The sequence below is a fragment of the Burkholderia cepacia genome (assembly GCF_029962485.1).
Classification (GTDB): Bacteria; Pseudomonadota; Gammaproteobacteria; order Burkholderiales; family Burkholderiaceae; genus Burkholderia.
In genome coordinates this window covers 1617821-1640041 of sequence record NZ_CP073637.1, presented here as the reverse complement: position 1 = coordinate 1640041, position 22221 = coordinate 1617821, and the positions used below count along the sequence as shown (strand labels likewise).

At 64.2% G+C, this 22221-nt stretch carries 18 protein-coding genes; 7 read left to right on the top strand and 11 right to left on the bottom strand.

Going from position 1 to position 22221, the window contains the following annotated elements; genetic code table 11:
• Positions 1 to 38: 38 nt before the first annotated feature.
• The 5 genes from cpaB to KEC55_RS35100 form a co-directional block, all read right to left on the bottom strand.
• The gene (gene cpaB / locus KEC55_RS07570) at positions 39 to 980 is read right to left on the bottom strand and encodes a Flp pilus assembly protein CpaB (protein WP_282507371.1); all 942 of its coding nucleotides are present in this window, start codon (positions 978 to 980) and stop codon (positions 39 to 41) included.
• 75 nt (positions 981 to 1055) lie between these two features.
• Positions 1056 to 1562 (bottom strand): TadE/TadG family type IV pilus assembly protein, encoded by a 507-nt coding sequence (locus tag KEC55_RS07565; protein WP_432626293.1) that lies wholly within the window; start codon positions 1560 to 1562, stop codon positions 1056 to 1058.
• Positions 1562 to 2059 carry an A24 family peptidase gene (locus tag KEC55_RS07560; protein WP_282507369.1) on the bottom strand — a complete coding sequence of 166 codons (498 nt, stop codon included), beginning with the start codon at positions 2057 to 2059 and terminating at the stop codon, positions 1562 to 1564. Before KEC55_RS07560 ends, KEC55_RS07565 begins: the two co-directional genes overlap by 1 nt.
• Positions 2060 to 2133: 74 nt before the next feature.
• Positions 2134 to 2328: a Flp family type IVb pilin gene (locus tag KEC55_RS07555; protein ID WP_282507368.1), complete on the bottom strand. Its 195-nt coding sequence runs from the start codon at positions 2326 to 2328 to the stop codon at positions 2134 to 2136.
• A gap of 784 nt (positions 2329 to 3112) precedes the next feature.
• Positions 3113 to 3316 (bottom strand): hypothetical protein, encoded by a 204-nt coding sequence (locus tag KEC55_RS35100; protein ID WP_432626286.1) that lies wholly within the window; start codon positions 3314 to 3316, stop codon positions 3113 to 3115.
• Between the two features lie 106 nt (positions 3317 to 3422).
• Between KEC55_RS35100 and KEC55_RS07550 the strand changes: the two genes are divergently transcribed.
• The 4 genes from KEC55_RS07550 (at position 3423) to KEC55_RS07535 (ending at position 8755) form a co-directional block, all read left to right on the top strand.
• Positions 3423 to 4835, top strand: coding sequence for a collagen-like triple helix repeat-containing protein (locus KEC55_RS07550; protein ID WP_432626292.1), 1413 nt, complete (start codon positions 3423 to 3425; stop codon positions 4833 to 4835).
• A 40-nt stretch (positions 4836 to 4875) separates the two neighbouring features.
• Positions 4876 to 6297, top strand: coding sequence for a collagen-like triple helix repeat-containing protein (locus KEC55_RS07545; protein WP_282507366.1), 1422 nt, complete (start codon positions 4876 to 4878; stop codon positions 6295 to 6297).
• A gap of 144 nt (positions 6298 to 6441) precedes the next feature.
• Entirely contained in the window at positions 6442 to 8127 is a 1686-nt protein-coding gene (locus KEC55_RS07540) for a ShlB/FhaC/HecB family hemolysin secretion/activation protein (RefSeq protein ID WP_282507365.1), read from the top strand.
• A gap of 166 nt (positions 8128 to 8293) precedes the next feature.
• Positions 8294 to 8755, top strand: a complete 462-nt coding sequence (locus KEC55_RS07535) for a DUF2147 domain-containing protein (protein ID WP_176051245.1) — start codon at positions 8294 to 8296, stop codon at positions 8753 to 8755.
• Between the two features lie 102 nt (positions 8756 to 8857).
• Here KEC55_RS07535 and KEC55_RS07530 read toward each other — a convergent pair whose 3' ends face one another.
• The 6 genes from KEC55_RS07530 to typA all read right to left on the bottom strand — a co-directional run bounded on the left by KEC55_RS07530 (position 8858) and on the right by typA (position 18539).
• Positions 8858 to 9268, bottom strand: coding sequence for a transposase (locus KEC55_RS07530; protein WP_282507364.1), 411 nt, complete (start codon positions 9266 to 9268; stop codon positions 8858 to 8860).
• A gap of 144 nt (positions 9269 to 9412) precedes the next feature.
• Positions 9413 to 10510: a cell division protein ZapE gene (gene zapE, locus KEC55_RS07525; RefSeq protein WP_176051243.1), complete on the bottom strand. Its 1098-nt coding sequence runs from the start codon at positions 10508 to 10510 to the stop codon at positions 9413 to 9415.
• 97 nt (positions 10511 to 10607) lie between these two features.
• Positions 10608 to 12038: a dihydrolipoyl dehydrogenase gene (lpdA, locus tag KEC55_RS07520; RefSeq protein WP_176051242.1), complete on the bottom strand. Its 1431-nt coding sequence runs from the start codon at positions 12036 to 12038 to the stop codon at positions 10608 to 10610.
• A gap of 81 nt (positions 12039 to 12119) precedes the next feature.
• Complete coding sequence (gene odhB, locus KEC55_RS07515; RefSeq protein WP_282507363.1) at positions 12120 to 13394, bottom strand: 2-oxoglutarate dehydrogenase complex dihydrolipoyllysine-residue succinyltransferase; 1275 nt, start codon at positions 13392 to 13394, stop codon at positions 12120 to 12122.
• Positions 13395 to 13529: 135 nt separating this feature from the next.
• Positions 13530 to 16394 (bottom strand): 2-oxoglutarate dehydrogenase E1 component, encoded by a 2865-nt coding sequence (locus KEC55_RS07510; protein WP_282507362.1) that lies wholly within the window; start codon positions 16392 to 16394, stop codon positions 13530 to 13532.
• 318 nt (positions 16395 to 16712) lie between these two features.
• Entirely contained in the window at positions 16713 to 18539 is a 1827-nt protein-coding gene (typA, locus tag KEC55_RS07505; RefSeq protein WP_176051239.1) for a translational GTPase TypA, read from the bottom strand.
• A 327-nt stretch (positions 18540 to 18866) separates the two neighbouring features.
• On the opposite strand from typA, the gene KEC55_RS07500 reads away from it, so the two are divergent.
• The 3 genes from KEC55_RS07500 (at position 18867) to KEC55_RS07490 (ending at position 22209) form a co-directional block, all read left to right on the top strand.
• Positions 18867 to 19358 (top strand): MarR family winged helix-turn-helix transcriptional regulator, encoded by a 492-nt coding sequence (locus KEC55_RS07500; RefSeq protein WP_114176862.1) that lies wholly within the window; start codon positions 18867 to 18869, stop codon positions 19356 to 19358.
• An 87-nt stretch (positions 19359 to 19445) separates the two neighbouring features.
• A complete protein-coding gene (locus tag KEC55_RS07495) occupies positions 19446 to 20942 on the top strand; it encodes an efflux transporter outer membrane subunit (protein WP_282507361.1) in 1497 nt (498 codons plus the stop codon).
• Positions 20943 to 20994: 52 nt separating this feature from the next.
• The gene (locus KEC55_RS07490) at positions 20995 to 22209 is read left to right on the top strand and encodes an efflux RND transporter periplasmic adaptor subunit (protein WP_282507360.1); all 1215 of its coding nucleotides are present in this window, start codon (positions 20995 to 20997) and stop codon (positions 22207 to 22209) included.
• Positions 22210 to 22221 lie beyond the last annotated feature (12 nt).

Below are 22221 nucleotides of genomic sequence, written 5' to 3'. Positions count from 1 at the left end.
TTACTGTCGTCACTGATATCGATGGCCATCGATGTTGTTCAATACGAAACTGTTTCCGAGCGGCCGCCTCGGATTACCTCGATGCCACCCCCGCCGCCGCTGCCGCTGCCTCCTGACCGCACCGCCGGCGGCTGGCGCGACGGCAGCGGCGGCACATTCACGTTGGCCACCGCGGTCCTCGTCGTGCCGGACAGCTGTTGCAGCGATACGCCGACCGCGGCAAGCGCCGACGGCGACAGCTTGTTGTCCGTGCGTACCGCCACCGTCTGCGTCGCGAGTTCGTCGTCGCGCGGATTGCGCAGCGCGAGCGTCAGCCGGCCGCTCGACTCGCCGAGTGTCAGTGCATCGACCTGCGCGGTCGGTACCGCGAGTACCGCGATGCGCGTGTTGCTCGGCTGACCGTTATTGCCGTTTGTGTTGCTGCCGCTGTCACGCTCCGGCGTCGCGTCGCCGAACGAAAGCACGCGCACCTTCGACATCAGGAGCCGCGCTTGCGTCTGCGAAACTTCGCCGTCGAGCATCGCACCGCTCGTTTCACGCTTCAGGTTCACGAATACGTCGACGAAGTTGCCGGGCCGCAGGCGGTTACCGACCGCATTGGTCTCATCGACTCGAACCGAAATCGCGCGTTCGCCCGGCTGAACATCCTCGGCGAGCCCGGACACCAGTGCGTCCGACACGATCGGAGCCGACGCCGGGATGTCCCTCGCAGGAACGCGACCAACCAGGGTGGCCGGATCGGCAAACGCACCTGCCGGCGCAGGAGCAGTCGGTTGAACCTTCAATGCATCGACGGGAATCGGCTGACCGGCCGGCAGCGTGCGCGTCGCGACGACCACCGGCACCGGGCTCGCAGCGACAGCCTGTTGTACGGGGACGGGACGCGACGTACTGCGCCCAAGCATCCATGCGTAGATTCCGAGCAGAACAGCGATCGCGATCAACATCCCCGCGATGATTTTTGTCAGATTGTTGGCCATGTTGGTATGGGAATGCCGGAATCAGGTTCTGGAGCGCGTCAAAGGTCTGGTGACTCGATTCAATAGGTATGCGATTCAAAGCATGCTGGGTTGAACCTGCACGGTCGCACTGCTCTGCAACTGCGGTGCATTGAATATGAATATCCACGGAATCAGCGGATTCGCCGCGTATGAATAGGTCATCGTGACCATCACGTTGAACGGGGAGGCAGACGTCGATACGAATGATGTCGCGCTGCAGGTCACGCCGGGCGTCGCGGTGGGCGCAGGTGCCGACGTGGAAACCTGTGCGGTGAAATTGACGTTCTGCGACCACGGCGCGCCGGCCAGCGCTTGCGTCACGGCATTCCGTGCATTGACCTGCAGCCGGTCGCACGGCGCCGACGCATAATTCAACGCGGCGCGCGCGCCTTCGGATGCAGCGAATGTCAGGCTTTGCTGGATGATGAAAACCATCCCGAACGTGACGATCGCGTAAAAAATCAGGAAGAAGAAAGGAAATACGAACGCGAACTCGATCGCCGCCAATCCCCGTTGTTGCCGCCACGCGTGTGACTGGCGTGCTTGCGTCCACCGAACCATCACACTCCCCTCACATGCAAAAGATGCAGAAGCCAAGCACCAGCGGGCATCACGAGAAACGCTGCATAAGGCGTCGCTCGACGGTCACCGAGCGCCATCGCGGGCCTACCACGTTTGTAGAGCGCAGCAATTGAAGTCCGTGACAGCACCATTAACCAGAGCGCATGGAGACCCGCGGCGATGCTCGCAATAATCCAGAACCACGGCAACGCTTGCGCGCCGCACCACGCACCGAGCACGGCGAATACCTTGACGTCTGCCGCGCCCATTACACGCAATGCGAAGAAGGGGAAAAAGCAGACAAGGCCCACGGACGCACCGATCAGTGACTGAATCACGGTAACCCCGAACGGATTTCCACTGATGGCCGTGCCAACCAATGCGCCCGCCAAACCCGCAATAACGAGTGCATTCGGGATACGCCGACACCGAATATCAGCGTTTCCGACGAACATAGCCCAAGCCAGGAAAATCCCGGCGAACAAAAGATGCGCCATGACGACAACCGACCGCTACAGGAGGACGAGCGAGCCATGGTGCGCTCGCTCGCAGCCCCAGCGGAACGCAGAGATCAGGCGGCCGGCTTGTTACAGGTAGCAGGCGTGGCCACGCAGCTGGAGATAGTCGAGAACATGGTTCCGAGATTCGAACCGATCGTCGAAACGCTTGCGATGATTGCCACCGCAATCAGACCCGCAATCAGCCCATACTCGATCGCGGTAACCCCGGCGTCTTCCTTGAAGAAGCGCTTGATGAGTGCTTTCATTTTTTATTCCTCGTGCCTGTATTTACGTTCTTTGGCCTTTTATACGTATACATCCCCGCATATCTGGCCCTTGCCCCGCTGTTCGCCACATCTGCTGTAACGACAACCAGGTGCGCTTTCTTTATAGGTCGCCCCAAAGGGCATTGCTCACAATTTGATGGAAGTTAACATTCGCGATAGTGATCCTCCTCGAACGTTGTGTACCGAACCGTACATTTCCTTACATCTGCTCCGGATTCTATATCCGATCCTATTTAAGTTCCAACCTCTTTTAACGACTCTGCCGGAAAAAAGTCTTCAGGAGCACAACGTATTTGTACGGCGTTTCGGTACGACTTACACATAGGATTTACGATAGGTTAGATGTGCACGCCTAATCCACCAGTAAAACAATTGCCTCGTCCACCAAGCCTGCTCGCCTCCCACGTTACGCCGCACGCGTAACGCCAATGTTGTGACGTTACGTTACGAAACGGCCGAAACCGTTCTCATTCGTCTGCACTTAAACAGATTCAACAATCTTTCAATTTCCATAACTTCCTTTCCCGACAAGGAATTGCCTCGTTTAAAACCAGTTGTCGAACCGTCGGGCATCGAAATGGCACGACAGTTGCAGAGTAGTCCTCGCACCACCCAACACAACGCAGTTCACAACACATCTTTAATGCGAGGAAGAAATGGACATCAAGGTTATCCCTCATGGCGTGCTCCGGACGACTCTGATCGCGGCCACCGTTGCAGCCATGCTTTCCCTCTCCGCGTGCGGCGGTTCCGGTTCGATCAGTCAGGGGCTCGGCGGCGGCTCGAGCTCGGGCGGCGGTGATTCGATCTCGACGTCGGGTGGCGGCACCTCCGGCACGAGCGGCACCTCGGGTACCAGCGGTTCGTCCGGCACCAGCGGCACCTCGGGCACGAGCGGTACGTCCGGTACCAGCGGAACCTCGGGCACGAGCGGCACCTCCGGTACCAGCGGAACCTCCTCGGGCACGAGCGGTACGTCGGGTGTGTCGGCGAACCCGGTGGGACAGGTCCTCGCACAGAGCAGCAATATCATCACGAGTGCCGGCGGCACCGTATCGGGCCTCGGCTCCGTCATCGGCAGCCAGTCGCTGCCGGGCGTCAACCCGGCCACCACGCAAGCCGCAGGCGGCATCGTGCAAAGCGTCGGCGGCGCGGTGACCGCGCTCGGCAACGGCCTCGGCAACGGTCTCGGCCAGCTCGGCGCAACGAAGGATCCGCTCGGCACCACGCTCGCCAGCACGGGTGGCGTGGTCAACCAGCTCGGCGGCGCAGTCACGGACACGGGCAAGCTGGTCACGAGCCTCGGCAGCGGCCCGCTGTCGCCGCTCGCACCGGTCACGGGTGCCGTCGGCGGCCTTGTGTCGACGCTCGGCGGCGCCGTATCGAACGGCGGCACGACGCTCACCAATGCACTGTCGACCGGCCCGATCCAGCAGGTCACGCAGACGGTCAGCTCGGCCATCACGCCGATCACGACGATGGTCGGCCAGACGACCCAGACGATCGGTACGGCGACCGGCCTCGGCGCCCCCGTCAACACGCTGCTCGGCACGGTCGGCAACGGGCTGAACCAGGCCGGCGCACTGCTCGCATCGACCGGCGGCAACCCTGTCACGACGGGCCTCGGCAACACCGTCTCGGCGACGGGCAATACCGTGAAGGCCGTCGGCGGCCTGCTCACGGGCGGCACCGGCGGCGTGACCAACCCGCTCGCCCCGCTCACGGGCCTCGTCTCGACGCTCACCGGCACACTCGGCGGCGCAACGGGTGGCGGCAGCGGCCCGCTCGCACCGGTCACCGGCCTCGTCTCGACGGTCACCGGCGCACTCGGTGGCGTAGCAGGCGGCGGCAGCGGCCCGCTCGCACCGGTCACCGGCCTCGTCTCGACGGTCACCGGTGCACTCGGTGGCGCGGCGGGCGGCGGCAGCGGCCCGCTCGCACCGGTCACCGGCCTCGTCTCGACGGTCACCGGCGCACTCGGTGGCGCAGCGGGCGGCAGCGGCGGCCCGCTCGCGCCGGTCACCGGCCTCGTCTCGACGGTCACGGGCGCGCTCGGCGGCGCAGCAGGCGGCAGCGGCGGCCCGCTCGCACCGGTCACCGGCCTCGTCTCAACGGTCACCGGCGCGCTCGGCGGCGCAACGGGCGGAACGAGCGGCGGCCCGCTCGCACCGGTCACCGGCCTCGTCTCAACGGTCACCGGCGCGCTCGGCGGCGCAACGGGCGGAACGAGCGGCGGCCCGCTCGCACCGGTCACGGGTCTCCTCGGCGCGGTCACGGGTGCCCTCGGCGGCGTGACGGGCGGCGCAGGCGGCAGCAGCCCGCTCGCTCCTGTGACGAACGTCGTCTCCACGGTCACCAGCACGGTCGGCGCACCGGCACTGAGCGGCGGCACGGGTGCCGTCACGAACTCGGGCTCGTCGTCGAACCCGCTCGCACCCGTCACGTCGCTGATCGGCGGCCTGCTTGGCGGCACGCACGGCAAGTAATCCGACATCCATTCATCGAAAAGACAGCGAGGAGTCCATCATGTCCCAGCAACGTTCCATCACGACCGTCGCCCTGCGCCAGTGGCGCGCCCCCCTCACCGCCTTCGCCGCCGCCTGCCTGCTGGCCGCCTGCGGCGGCGGCGGCGTCAGCTCGCCGCCGACCAGCAGCAATAACAACAACCCGAGCACGAGCGGTACGCCCAGTACGAGCGGCACCAGCGGCTCGCCGACCGGCACCAAGGGTGTCGTCAGCACGGTCGGCCAGACGGCCACCGACCTCGGCAGCACGGTCGGCAACATCAGCCTGCCGGGCCTCGGCGACGGCGTGACGAAGGGCGTCGGCAGCACGCTCTCCAGCACCGGCACGATCGTCGGCGCAGCTGCCGATGCCGTGAGCAACGGGCTGGGACAGATCGGCTCGACGAAGGATCCGGTCGGCACGACGGTTGCCGGTCTCGGCAATGTCGTCGGTGCGACGAGCAACACGGTGTCCGGCCTGAGCTCGACGGTGAAGGCGCTCGGTACGGGCCCGCTCGCGCCGCTCGCTCCGGTCACGACGCCGGTCGGCACCGTGCTCGATACGGTCGCCAACGGCCTGACGGCCGCCGGCACGACGATCGGCTCGACGCTGTCGTCGGGTGCCGTCCAGCAGGTCACGCAACCGATCAGCTCGGCGATCACGCCGCTCGTGATCACGGCTGGCCAGGTCACGCAACAGGTCGGTACGACGACCGGTCTCGGCCAGCCCGTCTCCGGCCTGCTCGGCCAGGTCGGCGGCGCAATCAGCTCGGCGGGCAAGCAGGTCGGCGGCACGTCGAGCCAGCCGCTCGTCGGCGACGTCGGTCAGCTCGTGACCGCGGTCGGCAACACCGTGACCAACGCGGGCGGCCTCGTCAACCCGAACGGCCCGAACGGCGCAGCACCGATCCCCGGCCTGATCACGAGCCTCGTCGGCGGCTCGACGGCGACCGTCCAGAACGGCACGTCGTCGGGTTCCGGCTCGACGAACCCGCTCGGCGGCCTGCTGTCCGGTCTCGGGTCGACGCCGCTCGGCTCGCTCACGGGTGCACTCGGCGGCGCAACGGGCGGCTCGGGCAGCGGCCCGCTCGCACCGGTCACCGGCCTCGTGTCGACGGTCACCGGCGCACTGAGCGGCGCGGCAGGCGGCAGCGGCGGCCCGCTCGCCCCCGTCACGAATCTCGTGTCGACGGTGACGGGCACGCTCGGTGGCGCAACGGGCGGCGCAGGCAGTGCAAACCCTCTCGCGCCCGTCACCGGTTTGCTGAATACTGTCACCGGAGCAGTGGGCGGTGCAGCGGGATCGGGGGGCGCGAGCCCGCTCGCGCCGGTCACCTCGCTGGTCGGCAGTGTCACGGGTACGGCCTCCTCGGGTAGCGGCTCGTCGGGCCTGCTGGCACCGGTAACGGGGTTGCTGGGCACGCTGGGTAGCGTTGGCAAGTAAGGAGGACGGTCGCACCATCGCAGCCGGAGCGAATGGCGCGGCCGTACAAACACAACCGGCATGGCGGCACGCGACGCGCGACACCCTGGTGTCGCGCGTCGGCATTACAAAGAAGACGAAAAGCAAGGCCTACGAGGAAGAACAATGAAATCCAGACTCGACAGATGGATGGTGCTGCTCGCGATCGCGGCAGCAGGCACGGCACATGCACAATCGCGCGTCGGCGGTAACCCGCTCGACTCCCTTCCCCAGATCAACGCACCGAAATCCGGCCCGAACGTGACCGTGCAGGTCGCGCCGCAAGCGCCGCAGTTACAGGAGCTGCTGTCGCGCCACCTGACACCGTCGACGTTTCAGGTCGAAGGCGTGAAGTCGGTGCCGTTCGAGGAAATCTCGCGTCGCTTCACCCCCCTCGTCGGCAAGGACATCACGATCGGCGACCTGATCGAAACCGCCAACGGCGTGACGAAGCTGTACCAGGAGCGCGGCTACGCGCTGTCGTTCGCGTTCGTTCCCGCGCAGACGTTCGAGAACGGCGTCGTGCGCATCACGGTTGTCGAAGGCTATGTGTCGGACGTCAAGGTCACCGGCAAGCCCGGTGCGATGGAACCGAAGATCCGCGCGATCGCTGCGCACATCACGGCCGATCGCCCGCTGCGTCGCGCGACGTTCGAACGCTACGTGAACACGTTCGGCCTGCTGCCCGGCCTCACGGTGAAGGCGAATGTCCCGCCGCCGCAAACCACCGACGGCGCCACGACGCTCGAACTCGCGGTCGACCGCAAGGCGTTCAACGTCAGCACCGGCATCGACTTCAACCACCCGGGCGTCCAGGGCCTCATCACCGCGACTGAAAACGGTCTTACGCGATTCGGCGAGCAACTGAGCATCTCGGCGCTCGCGCCGCCGGGACGTGACAAGCAGACCTACTTCGCGTTCAGCGGCGCGGTACCCGTCGGCAGCAGCGGCCTGATCACGCGCCTCGACGCAAGTACGTATCGCGGCAAGCCGACCGACAACCCGGGGCTGCCGTCAACCGTTCAGCGCACTGTGAAGAACGAGAAGCTCGGTCTTTCGGCATCCTACCCAATCCTGCTGAACAACCAGCGCAGCTTGCTCGGCACGGTATCGGGCTACGCAGCGCATAACGAAGACCGCTATCAAAGCCAGCTCAACGGCAATACGCTCGACAACCGGTCTCAAGTTCGCGTGCTGCAACTGCAACTCGACTACACCAGTGTCGAACCGAAACAGGTGCGAAAACTGAGCGTCAACGTGGCCAAGGCGTTCGACATCCTCGGCGCATCGAAATCACAGACCGGCCTGGTTAACGGCGTGGGGGTCACATATGCAGATCCGATTTCACTCACCTTCGTCCGTACCGGCGCGACTGTCACGCAAACCAACGAATGGCCGTTCCGGATCGGCACGTCGGTTTCGCTGACCGGCCAATACAGCCCCGACTCGCTGCCGACGTCCGAACAGATCTCGTTCGGCTCCACCCGCTACGCGCTCGGCTATCAGCCTGGCGAAGCGTCGGGCGACTCGGGCTGGGGGATGTCGCTGGAGGTCAATCGCGGCTTCACACCGGGCTGGACGTATCTGAAATCGATCACGCCGTACGTCGCGTACGACATGGCACGCGTCTACCTGCACTCGGGCACACCGTCACCCAACCGCATGTCGTCGGTCGGCATCGGTGTGCGATTTACCGACAGCCGTTTCTACAGTCTCGACCTGAATGTTGCGAAGCCGATCGGCGACGCGCCCGTCGAAAGCGCATCGCGCAGCCCACGCATCAACGCCGCCTTCTCGTATCAGCTCAACTGATCGGACACCAAACAGCCCGCGTCACGCGGGCTGTTTCGATTAGAGTCCCCTCTATCAAACTTGCCGCGCGGTTTCACGTATTCTGGCGAAGCTCGCAACATGCCCGCCCCATGCAGACGGTCGTGCGGGCGAATCGAACACGACATGCAAAACAAGGAGGACGACAATGATTCAACTGACCCGCCCGTTGCGTGCAATCGCCGTTGCCGGCGCACTGCTCGCCTGCGCAGCCCCCACGTTCGCACAAGCCGACAATCCCGTCGGCATGTGGCAGACGATCGACGACAACACCCATCAGCCGAAGGCACTCGTGCAGATCGCCGAGGACGGCGACGGTGCGCTGACGGGCAAGGTCGTCAAGGGCCTCGGCGCGAACGATACGCCCGACCGCCGCTGCTCCGCCTGCACGGACGAGCGCAAGGATCAGCTCATCAAGGGCATGACGATCATCAAGGCAATGAAGAAGGAAGGCGACCACTGGGACGGCGGCAACATTCTCGACCCGGAGAACGGCAAGGTCTACAAGTGCAAGATGACGCTTGAAGACGGCGGCCAGAAACTCGTGGTGCGCGGTTACATCGGCGTATCGCTGCTCGGCCGGTCGCAGACCTGGGTTCGCCAGCAGTAACGCAGCACGCGCGCAGACGCGCGGCGCAATGAAAAATCGGCCTGCGACTAAGTCGTCAGGCCGATTTTATTTGGGTGCGGGCGCAACAGAAATTGATCGGTATCACGCCGCATGCTTCAGCGAATCAGGGGCATAACCGCCCTGCGTGCGATACGCGGGTACCGCGTTGCTACGTGCCTCCGCCGCCTTCGATTGCGTGTGCTTGCGCATCCGTGCGGACAATTCATTGCACAGATTCACGCCCGGGTCGCCATAGAGTTCGCGCATCACACTCAACAGCGTGCCCGTCTCATGCCAGACCTTGAAGCGGCGATGGCACGTCTGATACGACGGGTAACGGCGCGGTATCGCGGACCACGTTGCGCCGCTGTAAATCACCCACAGCACGCCGTTCAGGACGGCCCGCGTATTGGCCAACGGCCGGCCGCGCAACTCGGTGCGCGGCTGCATTTCGGGCAGAAGCGGCGCAACGCAGCGCCACTCCTGGTCGGTCAGATCGCGATACGGTGTCATGGACATCTCCAGCCTTGGTAACCATGACACAACGATATCGGCTCACCTCAACGATGCATATAAGACAAATCCGAAAATACCCCGAGATTGCGTGAATTTGACCGGAATTGACGTTTGAATCCCGCCAATTACCGGACAACGCAATCAGGTCAGCGACGTATCGACGATGCGACGCGGCGTTTCGAGATACTCCTTCGACTGCATCTCGACGATTCGTGACACCGTGCGCGCGAATTCGTTGGCCATCGGGCCTTCGACGTACAACTGCTCCGCCGGCACTGCTGCCGACATCAGCAGCTTGACCTTGTGGTCGTACAGCACGTCGATGAGCCACGTGAAGCGGCGCGCCTCGGAAGCCATCCGTGGCGACATCTGCGGCACCTCGGACAGCACGATCGCATGGAAGCGGCTCGCCAGTTCGAGGTAGTCGTTCTGCGAACGCGGACCGCCGCACAGCGTCGCGAAGTCGAACCAGACGACACCGTCCGCCTTGCGCAGCGCCTTCAACTCGCGCTTCTCGATATGCAGGATCGGGCTTTCGTCGGGTACCGCCGCGAGCTTGCCGAACGCATGGCGCAGTTCGCGATCGGCGTCCGCGCCGAGCGGCGTGTGATACATCTTCACCTGCGCGAGCGTGCGCTGGCGATAATCGACGCCCGCGTCGACGTTCAGCACGTCGAGCCTGTCCTTGATCAGCGCGATCGCCGGCAGCATGCGGTCGCGATGCAGGCCATCGGGATACAGATCGTCGGGATCGTAGTTGGACGTCATCACGAACTGCACGCCGTTGTTGAACAGGCGGTCGAGCAGACGGTACAGGATCATCGCGTCCGCAATGTCCGACACGTGGAATTCGTCGAAGCAGATCAGCCGGTAGCGCTTCGCAATGCGCCGCGCGAGTTCGTCGAGCGGATCGGCCTGCCCTTTCAGTTCCTCGAGTTCGCGATGTACTTCGCGCATGAACTCGTGGAAATGCAGGCGCGTCTTGCGCTGCACGGGTACGACCGCATAGAAGCTGTCCATCAGGAAGCTCTTGCCGCGACCGACGCCGCCCCACATGTAGACGCCGCGCGGGAGGTCGGGATGATTGATGAGCTTCTTGAATGCGTTCGAGCGGCGCGCCTTGTACTCGACCCACTCGTCGAAACATTGCTGCAGGCGATCGACGGCCGCGCGCTGCGCGGGATCGGACTGATAGCCGCGCGTGGTCAGTTCGCGCGTGTAGTATTCGGTGACGTTCATCGGGCAAACCGGAAAAAACGAAGGCGGACGGGAAACCCCGCCCGCCCTCGTCATGAGACGGTTGCGCCGGCCGGCGGCCGGCAGGCGCTTACCGTGCTCAGCTGTTCAGCGAGCGCTTGTCGACGGCGAGCGCCGCTTCGCGCATCACTTCCGACATCGACGGGTGCGGATGGCAGATGCGGGCGATGTCTTCCGACGCCGCCTTGAATTCCATCGCCACCACGGCTTCCGCGATCAGGTCCGACGCGTTCGCGGCGATCACGTGCACGCCGAGCAGTTCGTCGGTCTTCGCATCCGCGATCATCTTCACGAAGCCGTCCGGCGCGTTCATGCCGAGCGCGCGGCCGTTGATCGAGAACGGGAACTTGCCCGACTTGATCTCGCGGCCTTCCGCCTTCAGCTGCTGCTCCGTCTTGCCGACCCATGCGATTTCCGGGTACGTGTAGATCACCCACGGAATGCAGTTGTAGTCGATGTGCGGCTTCTGGCCGTCGATCACTTCCGCGACCAGCACGCCTTCGTCTTCCGCCTTGTGCGCGAGCATCGGGCCACGCACCACGTCGCCGATCGCGTACACGTTCGGCACCGCCGTACGGCAATGATCGTCGACGTCGATGAAGCCGCGCTCGTTCGCCTTCAGGCCGATTGCCTCGAGGCCGAGGTTGTCGGTGTTCGGCACGCGGCCGACCGACACAATCAGGCGGTCGGCGTCGAGCGTCTGCGCGTTGCCGTCCTTGTCCGTGTAGGCGATCGACACACCGTCGGCGGTCGCCTTCACTTCACCGATCTTCACGCCGAGATTGATGTCGAGGCCCTGCTTCTTGAACAGCTTGGCCGCTTCCTTGGCGAGCGCTTCGTCGGCTGCGCCGAGGAATGCCGGCAGCGCTTCGAGCACCGTCACTTCGGCACCCAGGCGGCGCCACACCGAGCCGAGCTCGAGGCCGATCACGCCTGCGCCGATCACGGCGAGCTTCTTCGGCACCGCGTCGAACGTCAGCGCACCTTCGTTGTCCGACACGATCTTGTTGTCGACCGGGATGCCCGGCAGGTGACGCGCCTTCGAGCCCGTCGCGATGATCACGTTCTTCGCGGTGACGACTTCGGTTTCACCCTCGCCGCTCACTTCGATCTGCACGCCGGCGTCGGTCTTGCCGGTGAACTTGCCATGGCCCTTCAGCCAGGTGATCTTGTTCTTCTTGAACAGGAACTCGATCCCGCTCGTCATCTTCTCGACGATCGCGTCCTTGCGACCGAGCATCTTCGCGACGTCGATCTTCACGCCGTCGACCGTGATGCCGTGGTCGGCCAGGTGATGCGACGTGTTCTCGAATTCTTCCGACGACGCGAGCAGCGCCTTCGACGGGATGCAGCCGACGTTCAGGCACGTGCCGCCGAGCTTCAGCGCGCCGGCCGGGTTCTTCCACTTCTCGATACAGGCAACGGTCTTGCCGAGCTGCGCGGCGCGAATCGCGGCGATGTAGCCGCCGGGGCCGGCGCCGATCACGACGACGTCAAATTCCTTGGACATGACAATCCTTTCTACTTGTACGCCCGCAGGTTCGCGCGTGGGCGCGAACCCGCGGAGCGGGTCAATGCAGTGAGACTCGGCTTACAGGTCGAGCAGCAGGCGGGCCGGATCTTCCAGCGCATCCTTCATCGCGACGAGCGACAGCACGGCTTCGCGGCCGTCGATGATGCGGTGGTCGTACGACAGCGCGAGATAGTTGATCGGACGGATCACGATCTGGCCGTTTTCGACAACCGGGCGCTCCTTCGTCGCGTGCACGCCGAGGATGGCCGACTGCGGCGGGTTGATGATCGGGGTCGACAGCATCGAGCCGAACACGCCGCCGTTCGAGATCGAGAACGTACCGCCCGTCATTTCCTCGATCGACAGCTTGCCGTCCTTCGCCTTCTGGCCGAATTCGGCAATCTTCTTTTCGATCTCGGCGAGGCTCAGTTGATCCGCGTTGCGCAGGATCGGCACGACGAGGCCACGCGGCGAGCCGACAGCGATACCGATGTCGAAGTAGCCGTGGTAGACGATGTCGTTACCGTCGATCGACGCGTTCACGAGCGGGAACTTCTTCAGCGCGTGCACTGCCGCCTTCACGAAGAACGACATGAAGCCGAGCTTCACGCCATGTTCCTTCTCGAACTTGTCCTTGTACTTGTTGCGCAGTTCCATGACCGGAGCCATGTTGACTTCGTTGAACGTCGTCAGGATCGCGTTGGTCTGCTGCGATTCGAGCAGACGCTCGGCGATACGCGCACGCAGGCGCGACATCGGCACACGCTGTTCCGGACGATCGTTCAGCCAGGTCGTCGCCGACGCCGGCACCTTCACTTCCGGCAGCGACGGCTTCGCCGCGGCCTTTGCCGGTGCGGCAGCCGGAGCAGCCTTCGGTGCGCTGCCAGCGGCCAGCGCGTCGCCCTTCGTGACGCGGCCGTCGCGGCCCGAACCTGCGACGTCGCCTGCCGACAGGCCCTTCTCGGCCAGCAGCTTCGATGCGGCCGGCGATGCCGTAGCCGAGCTCGATGCCGTTGCGGCGGCCGGCTGTGCAACCGGCGCGGCTGCAGCAGGCGCTGCTGCCGGCTTGACTTCAGCGGCGCCCGCCGCTGCTTCGGCGGCACCTGCCTTCGCTTCGGTGTCGATCGTCGCGATCAGCTGGTCGGCAACGACCGTATCACCGTCGTTCTGCAGCACTTGCGCGAGCACGCCCGCTGCCGGTGCCGGCACTTCGAGCACGACCTTGTCGGTCTCGAGTTCGATCAGGATTTCGTCCTGCGCGACTGCTTCGCCCGGCTTCTTCTTCCACTGCAGCATGGTCGCTTCCGAAACCGACTCCGAAAGCTGGGGGACTTTGACTTCTACGATAGCCATGTGATTTTCCTGGATGCTTAATCTGGGTAATGACGAGGTTCGTGCGATTCCTTTGGCCGGTACGGCGCGCCACGCGCCCGGCAGGCCAAAAGAGACGGGAAAGCGCCGCGCGCCTTCCCGTTTCGCTTCCGTCGGTTATTTCGCGATCGATCCGCTCTTCAGGCGGCCGAAAGCACCTTCGATCAGGGCCTTCTGCTGCTCGTAGTGCTTCGCGTAGTAGCCAACCGCCGGCGAGGCCGAAGCCGGACGGCCGCTGTATGCCAGCTTCTGCCCTTCCTTCATGCCTTCCTTCAGGTGGTGCTCGACGTAGAACCAGGGGCCCTGGTTCTGCGGCTCGTCCTGCACCCAGACCACTTCAGTCGCGTTCTCGTACTTCTTCATTTCGGCTTCGAACTGCTTGTGCGCGAACGGATACAGCTGCTCGATACGGATGATCGCGACGTCGTTCGCCTTCGCTTCGCGGCGATGCGCAACGAGGTCGTAATACACGCGGCCCGAGCAGGCCAGCACGCGCTTGACCTTCTTCGCGTCGATGCCGCCGTCGGTCTCGCCCAGCACCGGCTGGAACGAACCCTTCGCCAGTTCCGACAGGTCCGACACCGCTTCCTTGTGACGCAGCAGCGACTTCGGCGTTGCGATGATCAGCGGCTTGCGGAACAGGCGGATCATCTGGCGGCGCAGCAGGTGGAAAATCTGCGCCGGCGTCGTCGGCTGAACGACCTGCATGTTGTGATCTGCACACAGCTGCAGGAAACGCTCGATACGCGTCGACGAGTGTTCCGGACCTTGCCCTTCGTAGCCGTGCGGCAGCAGCATCGTGAGACCCGACACGCGGCCCCACTTCACTTCGCCCGACGAGATGAACTGGTCGATCACGACCTGTGCGCCGTTGACGAAGTCGCCGAACTGCGCTTCCCACAGCACGAGCGTGTTCGGCTCGGCGGTCGAGTAACCGTATTCGAAGCCCAGCACCGCTTCTTCCGACAGCACCGAGTCGATCACCGTGAACTTCGCCTGGCCTTCGGCGATGTTCTGCAGCGGCACGTACGTACCGTCGTTCCAGCGCTCGCGGTTCTGGTCGTGCAGCACCGCGTGGCGGTGCGTGAACGTGCCGCGGCCCGAGTCCTGGCCCGTCAGGCGCACCGAGTAGCCCGATGCGACGAGCGACGCGAATGCCAGGTGTTCGCCCATGCCCCAGTCGAGCGGCTGGTCGCCACGCGCCATGTTGCGGCGGTCGTTGATCACGCGCTCGACGAGCGGGTGGACCTTGAAGTTTTCCGGGACCGTCGTGATGCGTTCGCCGAGACGCTTCAGTTCGGCGAGCGGCACGGCTGTGTCGGCCGCATCCGTCCACTTGCGGTTCAGGAACGGAACCCAGTCGACCGCGTACTTGCTCTTGTAGTTCGACAGGACCGGGTCGACCGTGTGGTGACCGTCGTCCATCGCCTTGCGGTACGCCTTCACGTAGCCGTCGGCGTCTTCCGCCGTGATCACGCCCTGCTGCACGAGCTTCTCGGCGTACAGCGCACGGGTGCCCGGGTGCTGCGCGATCTTCTTGTACATCAGCGGCTGCGTGACGGCCGGCGTGTCCTGCTCGTTGTGACCCAGCTTGCGGAAGCAGACGATGTCGATCACGACATCCTTGTGGAACTGCATCCGGTAATCGATCGCGATCTGCGTCGCGAGGATCACGGCTTCCGGATCGTCGCCGTTCACGTGCAGCACCGGCGCCTCGATCATCTTGACCACGTCGGTACAGTACAGCGTCGAGCGCGCGTCGCGCGGGTCGGACGTCGTGAAGCCGATCTGGTTGTTGATGACGATGTGCAGCGTGCCGTGCGTGCCGTAACCGCGCGTCTGCGCGAGGTTCAGCGTTTCCATCACGACGCCCTGGCCAGCGAAGGCCGCGTCGCCGTGGATCTGCACCGGCAGCACTTGCAGGCCGTCTTCGTCGCCGCGACGGTCCATCCGTGCCTTCGCGGAACCTTCGACCACCGGGTTCACGATTTCGAGGTGCGACGGGTTGAACGCGAGCGACAGGTGGACCGGGCCGCCTTGCGTCGACACGTCCGACGAGAAGCCCTTGTGGTACTTCACGTCGCCTGCCGGCAGGTCGTCGACGTGCTTGCCTTCGAATTCGGCGAACAGGTCGGCCGGCATCTTGCCCAGCGTGTTGACCAGCACGTTCAGACGACCGCGGTGGGCCATGCCGATGATGATTTCCTGCACGCCGCTCTTGCCTGCGTGCTGGACGACTTCGTCCATCGCCGCGATGAAGCTTTCGCCGCCTTCGAGCGAGAAGCGCTTCTGGCCGACGTACTTGGTGTGCAGGTAGCGCTCGAGGCCTTCAGCGGCCGTCAGGCGATTCAGGATGTGCTTCTTCTCGTCTGCCGAGAAGTTCGGCGTCGCGCGGGTCGATTCCAGGCGCTCCTGCCACCAGCGCTTCTGCTCCGGGTCGCTGATGTACATGTACTCGGCGCCGATCGTGCCGCAGTACGTGTCACGCAGGCCCTTGACGATGTCGCGCAGCGAAGCCTGGTCGAAACCGAAATACAGGTTGCTGGCGCTGTACGTCTGGTCGAGGTCGCCTTCGGAGAAGTCGTAGAACGCGGGTTCGAGTTCGGGAATGGCGGGACGTTCGCGACGCTTCAGCGGATCGAGATTGGCCCATTGCGAGCCAAGGAAGCGATAAGCGCTGATGAGGGACTGCACATGAACTTGCTTGCGCGCTGCAGCAAGGTTGGTGCTGCTTTCGCGCGGGATGAAGGCATTGGCCTTCGCACGCTCGGCGAACGATTCGACGATCGGGAAATGAGCGACGTCATTGGCACTCGAGCCGTCCGTTGCAGGAACGTTCTGCAGCGCGTCGAAATACTCTCGCCAGTTCTCCGGCACCGACGCCGGATTGTTGAGGTATGCATCGTACAGTTCTTCAACGTACGAAGCATTGCCGCCGAACAGATAGGAGTTCAGCTGAAACTGCTTCATTACATCTGACATTTTACGCTCACCTTTCTTCGAGCTTCTCGAGAAATAGCGGGTTACTCAACCTTCCGCGACACGGCCTGACCGTTTAGCGGATTGCGAATCAAGTCTTGCTTGGAAGGACCTAAAACTTGCGTGCGCGCAGCATATCACAGAACCGATACCGGAGTTCACGGTGAAATGTGCCTGAAAGCACCGCGCGACGGGGTTTCGCCGGATTGCCACGACCCGCGGGAACAGTGTTTTGCAGGCAATCCGGTTGCGCATCGCGCAGATGCAAAAAAGGCTGCCCGAAGGCAGCCTTTTCCGTCATGCAGCGAACAGTCGAAACGCTTAGTCGACCGCGCCTTCGCGGCTCGCGCGGCGACGCTCGTGCTCCTTCAGGAAGCGCTTGCGCAAGCGAATCGACTGCGGCGTCACTTCGACGAGTTCATCGTCGTCGATGAATTCGACCGCGTATTCCAGCGACATCTGGACCGGCGGCACGAGACGCACGGCTTCGTCGGTACCCGACGCACGCACGTTGGTCAGCTGCTTGCCCTTGATCGGGTTCACGACGAGGTCGTTGTCGCGGCTGTGGATGCCGATGATCATGCCCTCATACAGCGCGTCGCCCGGCTTCACGAACATGCGGCCGCGATCCTGCAGCTTCCAGAGTGCGTAGGCCACGGCCGCGCCGTCGTCCTGCGAGATCAGCACGCCGTTGCGGCGCTCGAAGACCGAACCGTCCTTGACCGGTGCGTACGAATCGAAGATGTGGCTCATCAGACCCGTGCCGCGCGTGAGCGTCAGGAATTCGCTCTGGAAGCCGATCAGGCCACGTGCCGAGATCTTGTATTCCAGACGCGTGCGGCCGCGGCCATCCGACGCCATGTCGAGCATTTCGCCCTTGCGGCGACCGAGCTCTTCCATCACGCCGCCCTGGTGTTCGTCTTCGACGTCGACGGTCAGCAGCTCGAACGGCTCGTGACGCACGCCGTCGATTTCCTGCATCACGACGCGCGGACGCGACACGGCCAACTCGTAGCCTTCGCGGCGCATGTTCTCGACGAGAATCGTCAGGTGCAGTTCGCCACGGCCCGACACTTCGAACACCGTTTCGTCGCCCGTGTCCTTCACGCGCAGGGCGACGTTGTGGTTCAGTTCCTTCATCAGGCGGTCGCGGATCTGGCGGCTCGTCACGAACTTGCCTTCGCGGCCCGCGAGCGGCGACGAGTTGACGAGGAAGTTCATCGTCAGCGTCGGTTCGTCGACGGTAATCATCGGCAGCGCTTCCGGCGTATCGACCGCGCAGATCGTCGCGCCGATGCCGACGTCTTCAATACCGTTGATCAGCACGATGTCGCCCGCTTCGGCCGACTCGACCTGCACGCGCTCGAGGCCCTTGAACGACAGCACCTGGTTGATCTTGCGGTTCAGCACGTCGCCTTCCGGGCCGAAACGCATCACGACCGGCTGACCCGGCTTGATGCGACCGCGCGTGATACGGCCGACGCCGATCCGGCCGACGTACGTCGAATAGTCGAGCGACGTGATCTGGAGCTGCAGCGGCGCTTCCGGATCGGCCGGGCGAACCGGCACGTGCTCGAGGATCGCCTCGAACAGCGGGCGCATGTCGCCTTCGCGCGCAGCCGGGTCGAGCGACGCGTAGCCGTTCAGGCCCGACGCGTAGACGATCGGGAAGTCGAGCTGCTCTTCGGTTGCACCGAGCTTGTCGAACAGGTCGAAGGTCTGATTGATCACCCAGTCGATCCGTGCGCCCGGGCGGTCGATCTTGTTGACGACGACGATCGGCTTCAGGCCGAGCGCCAGCGCCTTCTTCGTGACGAAGCGCGTCTGCGGCATCGGGCCCTCGACCGCGTCGACCAGCAGCAGCACCGAGTCGACCATCGACAGCACGCGCTCGACTTCACCACCGAAGTCTGCGTGCCCCGGGGTGTCGACGATGTTGACGTGCGTGCCTTCGTATTCGACCGCGCAGTTCTTCGCGAGAATCGTGATCCCGCGTTCCTTTTCGATGTCGTTCGAGTCCATCACACGCTCGACGACTTGCTGGTTGTCGCGGAAGGTGCCGGACTGGCGAAGCAGTTGGTCGACGAGCGTCGTCTTGCCGTGGTCGACGTGAGCGATGATGGCGATATTGCGAAGGGCGCGGGTCATAGAAACCTGGAAATCGTTTGAACGCGCAAACGCGCCCGCTCGTTTTCACGGGCGCGCGCTGTTGCAGCTTGGAAAGCCACAAATTATAGCACGTGAGAATGTCGAGAGCTGACGGACACGTCACGACGCAACAAAACCGGGGCCGCCCCCTCCCCTCGAACCGGCGAAGCGATCCAATGCACCGCCGCCCGGCGCGCCGAAAAACCTTACCAAGATAAGGGATTTTCGCACCGCGAAGCGCGCCCTTTGCCGTTCGATTAACATTTGCCGCGGCAAGCAATTGTACCTATACTGCTGCCTAGTCAACTATTGCAGCTTCAGGGTTTTATGTCGGATTCTTCTACCCAACCGCCCGTTTCGCCGCTGTCTTCGTATCAGATGAACGACAGCGTCGGCTATCTGATGTCGCGCGTGAAGTCGGTGATGACCAACCTCGTCACGCAACGCACGCAGGAAGAACTCGGCATCACGGGCACGCAGGCAAGCATGCTGTTCATGATCGCGGTCGGCAAGTGCTCGACGGCCGCCGAGCTCGCGCGCGAATACGGGATCGACGCGAGCGCGGTCACGCGCCTGCTCGACCGGGTCGAGAAACGCGGCCTGCTGTCCCGCGTGCGCAGCATCGAGGATCGTCGCGTCGTCCGCCTCGAACTGACCGACGAAGGCCGCGCGCTTGCCGAACGGCTGCCGCCCATTTTCCGCAGCGTGCTCGACCAGGTGCTGGACGGGTTTACGCCGGAAGAAGTCGGGTTCCTGAAGAGCATGCTGCGCCGCATTCTCAGCAACTATTGCGAGACGGCCGGCGGTAGCATCGCGTAATAGTTGCCATAACAATTACTTTTGACAGATTAATGTAAGGAAATCCTTGCAGTGTCCATCATTCATTCCGAGTCAGGGGTCAGCGCGATGAAATCCTCCCCGTTGTCCGTGCGCGCCGGGTCGTGCCGCGCTGCCGTTGCCGCCGCGGTCGCCGCATTCGCACTGGTAGGCTGCGCAAACTACATCGGCATCAAAAGCGACAAGCAGATCGCCCCGGCATCGCAATTCGAATCCGCCCAGAGCCTCCCGGCCCAGGGCGGCCAGTGGCCGGCGCTCGACTGGGCCAACCAGTTCGGTGATCCGCAACTGCCGAAGCTGATCGACGAAGCGCTGCAGGGCAATCCGTCGATCGCGCAGGCGCAGGCACGCATCGCGAAGGCATCGTCGTACATCGAATCGTCGCGTTCGAACCTGATGCCGAAGGCCGAAGCCAGCTACTCATGGACGCGCGAGCTGTACTCGTCGAACGCGCTGTTCCCGCCCCCGTACGGCGGCCAGTGGTACAGCGAGAACAACGCGCTCGCGAGCGCGTCGTGGGAACTCGACCTGTGGGGCAAGAACCGCGAACGCCTGCACACCGCCGTGTCGCAGGAGAAGTCCGCCGAAGCCGACATGCAGCAGGCGCGCATCACGCTCGCGTCGTCGGTCGCGCGCACCTACAACTCGCTCGCGCAGCTCTATGCGCTGCGCGACATCGCGAAACGCGAGATCTCCAATCGCGAAACGGTCGGCAAGATCACCGACGGCCGCGTGTCGGCCGGCCTCGATACCAACGTCGAGCGCCAGACGGCCCGCGGCAACATCGCGACGACGCAGGCTTCGCTGTCGGACCTCGACGGCCAGATCACGACGGTGCGCTACCAGCTCGCCGCGCTGCTCGGCAAGGGTCCGGATCGCGGGCTGCAGATCGCGGCGCCCGTGATGAACCCGACCGCTGAAGTCGTGCTGCCCGGCAACCTGCCGGCCGATCTCGTGTCGCGCCGCCCCGACATCGTCGCCGCGCGCTGGCAGGTCGAGGCCGCGATGCACGACGTCAAGGAAGCGAAGGCCGAGTTCTACCCCGACGTGAACCTCGCGGCCGGCTTCGGTTTCGATGCGTTCGGCTGGGGCAAATTCCTGAACTTCGCGAGCCGCCAGGCGCAGTTCGGCCCGGCGATCCACCTGCCGATCTTCGATGCCGGCGCGCTGCGCGCCCAGCTCAAGGGCCGCTATGCGGACTTCGACCTGTCGGTGGCGAACTACAACCAGACGCTGATCAGCGCGCTGAACGACGTCGCGACGCAGGTCGCGTCGATCCGCGCGGTCGACCGCCAGATGGGCGACGCGCAAAACGCACTCGACGCGTCGACGCGCGCCTACGATCTCGCGGTAATCCGTTACAAGGCCGGACTGTCGCCGCAACTGCAGGTGCTGACCGCGGACAGCAACCGTCTCGCATCCGAACAGACGGTGACCAACCTGAAGATGCGCCGTCGCGACATGCAGCTCGCGCTGATCAAGGCGCTGGGCGGCGGGTTCGATGCGACCGGTACGCCGCTCGCCGCGCCCGACGCAGCCAAGCCGACAAAACAGGCCGCCAACTGATCCGGCGCCACCCATACGCAGACACTCGAAATAACGGACGGAGAAAATCGCCATGAGCGACCAACAAAACGCCGCCAGCGCGCAGCCGCAGAACAACGGCAAGCGCAAGCGAATGATGACGCTGCTCGTCGCGGTCATCGTGATCGCGGCCATCGCGTACGGCCTGTATTACTTCCTCGTCGCCCGCTTCCATGAAGGCACCGACGATGCTTACGTGAACGGCAACGTCGTGCAGATCACGCCGCAGGTCACCGGCACCGTGATTGCCGTGAAGGCGGACGATACGCAGACGGTCAAGTCCGGCGACCCGCTGGTCGTGCTCGACCCGGCCGATTCGCAGGTCGCGCTGCAGCAGGCGGAAGCGAATCTCGCGCAGACGGTGCGCCAGGTGCGCGGCCTGTTCGTCAACGACGACCAGTACCGCGCGCAGGTCGCGCTGCGCCAGTCCGACCTGTCGAAGGCCCAGGACGACCTGCGTCGTCGCATGGCCGTCGCGCAGACGGGCGCCGTGTCGCAGGAAGAAATCTCGCACGCACGCGACGCCGTGAAGGCCGCGCAGGCATCGGTCGACGCAGCGCAGCAGCAGCTCGCGTCGAATCGCGCGCTGACCGCGAACACGACGATCGCATCGCACCCGAACGTGATGGCCGCCGCCGCGAAGGTTCGCGACGCCTACCTCGCGAATGCACGTAACGTGCTGCCAGCGCCGGTCACCGGCTACGTCGCGAAGCGCTCGGTGCAGGTCGGCCAGCGCGTGTCGCCGGGCACGCCGCTGATGTCGGTGGTGCCGCTGAATGCCGTGTGGGTCGACGCGAACTTCAAGGAAGTCCAGCTGAAGCACATGCGCATCGGCCAGCCGGTCGAGATGACGGCCGACATCTACGGCTCGTCGGTCACCTACCACGGCAAGGTCATCGGCTTCTCGGCCGGTACGGGCTCGGCGTTCTCGCTGCTGCCGGCGCAGAATGCGACCGGCAACTGGATCAAGGTCGTGCAGCGCCTGCCGGTGCGGATCGAGCTCGACCCGAAGGATCTCGACAAGCATCCGCTGCGCATCGGCCTGTCGATGCAGGTCGACGTGGACATCAAGGACGAACGCGGCGACCAGCTCGTCAACGCGCCGAACACCGTCTACGAGACCAATGTGTTCGCGAAGTACGGCGACGAAGCCGATGCCGAGATCGCGCGCGTCATCGCCGAGAACGCAGGCGGCAACGCGTCGGCACCCGTCGCGGCGAAGCCGAACAGCGCCGCGAAAATGATGTAATCGTTCCGACAC

What these genes read in the sequence shown, in the direction of transcription:
- cpaB (WP_282507371.1), bottom strand. Translation starts at nt 980, where the DNA reads ATGGCCAACAATCTGACAAAAATCATCGCGGGGATGTTGATCGCGATC.
- KEC55_RS07565 (WP_432626293.1), bottom strand. Translation starts at nt 1,562, where the DNA reads ATGGTTCGGTGGACGCAAGCACGCCAGTCACACGCGTGGCGGCAACAA.
- KEC55_RS07560 (WP_282507369.1), bottom strand. Translation starts at nt 2,059, where the DNA reads ATGGCGCATCTTTTGTTCGCCGGGATTTTCCTGGCTTGGGCTATGTTC.
- KEC55_RS07555 (WP_282507368.1), bottom strand. Translation starts at nt 2,328, where the DNA reads ATGAAAGCACTCATCAAGCGCTTCTTCAAGGAAGACGCCGGGGTTACC.
- KEC55_RS07545 (WP_282507366.1), top strand. Translation starts at nt 4,876, where the DNA reads ATGTCCCAGCAACGTTCCATCACGACCGTCGCCCTGCGCCAGTGGCGC.
- KEC55_RS07540 (WP_282507365.1), top strand. Translation starts at nt 6,442, where the DNA reads ATGAAATCCAGACTCGACAGATGGATGGTGCTGCTCGCGATCGCGGCA.
- KEC55_RS07535 (WP_176051245.1), top strand. Translation starts at nt 8,294, where the DNA reads ATGATTCAACTGACCCGCCCGTTGCGTGCAATCGCCGTTGCCGGCGCA.
- KEC55_RS07530 (WP_282507364.1), bottom strand. Translation starts at nt 9,268, where the DNA reads ATGACACCGTATCGCGATCTGACCGACCAGGAGTGGCGCTGCGTTGCG.
- zapE (WP_176051243.1), bottom strand. Translation starts at nt 10,510, where the DNA reads ATGAACGTCACCGAATACTACACGCGCGAACTGACCACGCGCGGCTAT.
- lpdA (WP_176051242.1), bottom strand. Translation starts at nt 12,038, where the DNA reads ATGTCCAAGGAATTTGACGTCGTCGTGATCGGCGCCGGCCCCGGCGGC.
- odhB (WP_282507363.1), bottom strand. Translation starts at nt 13,394, where the DNA reads ATGGCTATCGTAGAAGTCAAAGTCCCCCAGCTTTCGGAGTCGGTTTCG.
- KEC55_RS07510 (WP_282507362.1), bottom strand. Translation starts at nt 16,394, where the DNA reads ATGTCAGATGTAATGAAGCAGTTTCAGCTGAACTCCTATCTGTTCGGC.
- typA (WP_176051239.1), bottom strand. Translation starts at nt 18,539, where the DNA reads ATGACCCGCGCCCTTCGCAATATCGCCATCATCGCTCACGTCGACCAC.
- KEC55_RS07500 (WP_114176862.1), top strand. Translation starts at nt 18,867, where the DNA reads ATGTCGGATTCTTCTACCCAACCGCCCGTTTCGCCGCTGTCTTCGTAT.
- KEC55_RS07495 (WP_282507361.1), top strand. Translation starts at nt 19,446, where the DNA reads ATGAAATCCTCCCCGTTGTCCGTGCGCGCCGGGTCGTGCCGCGCTGCC.
- KEC55_RS07490 (WP_282507360.1), top strand. Translation starts at nt 20,995, where the DNA reads ATGAGCGACCAACAAAACGCCGCCAGCGCGCAGCCGCAGAACAACGGC.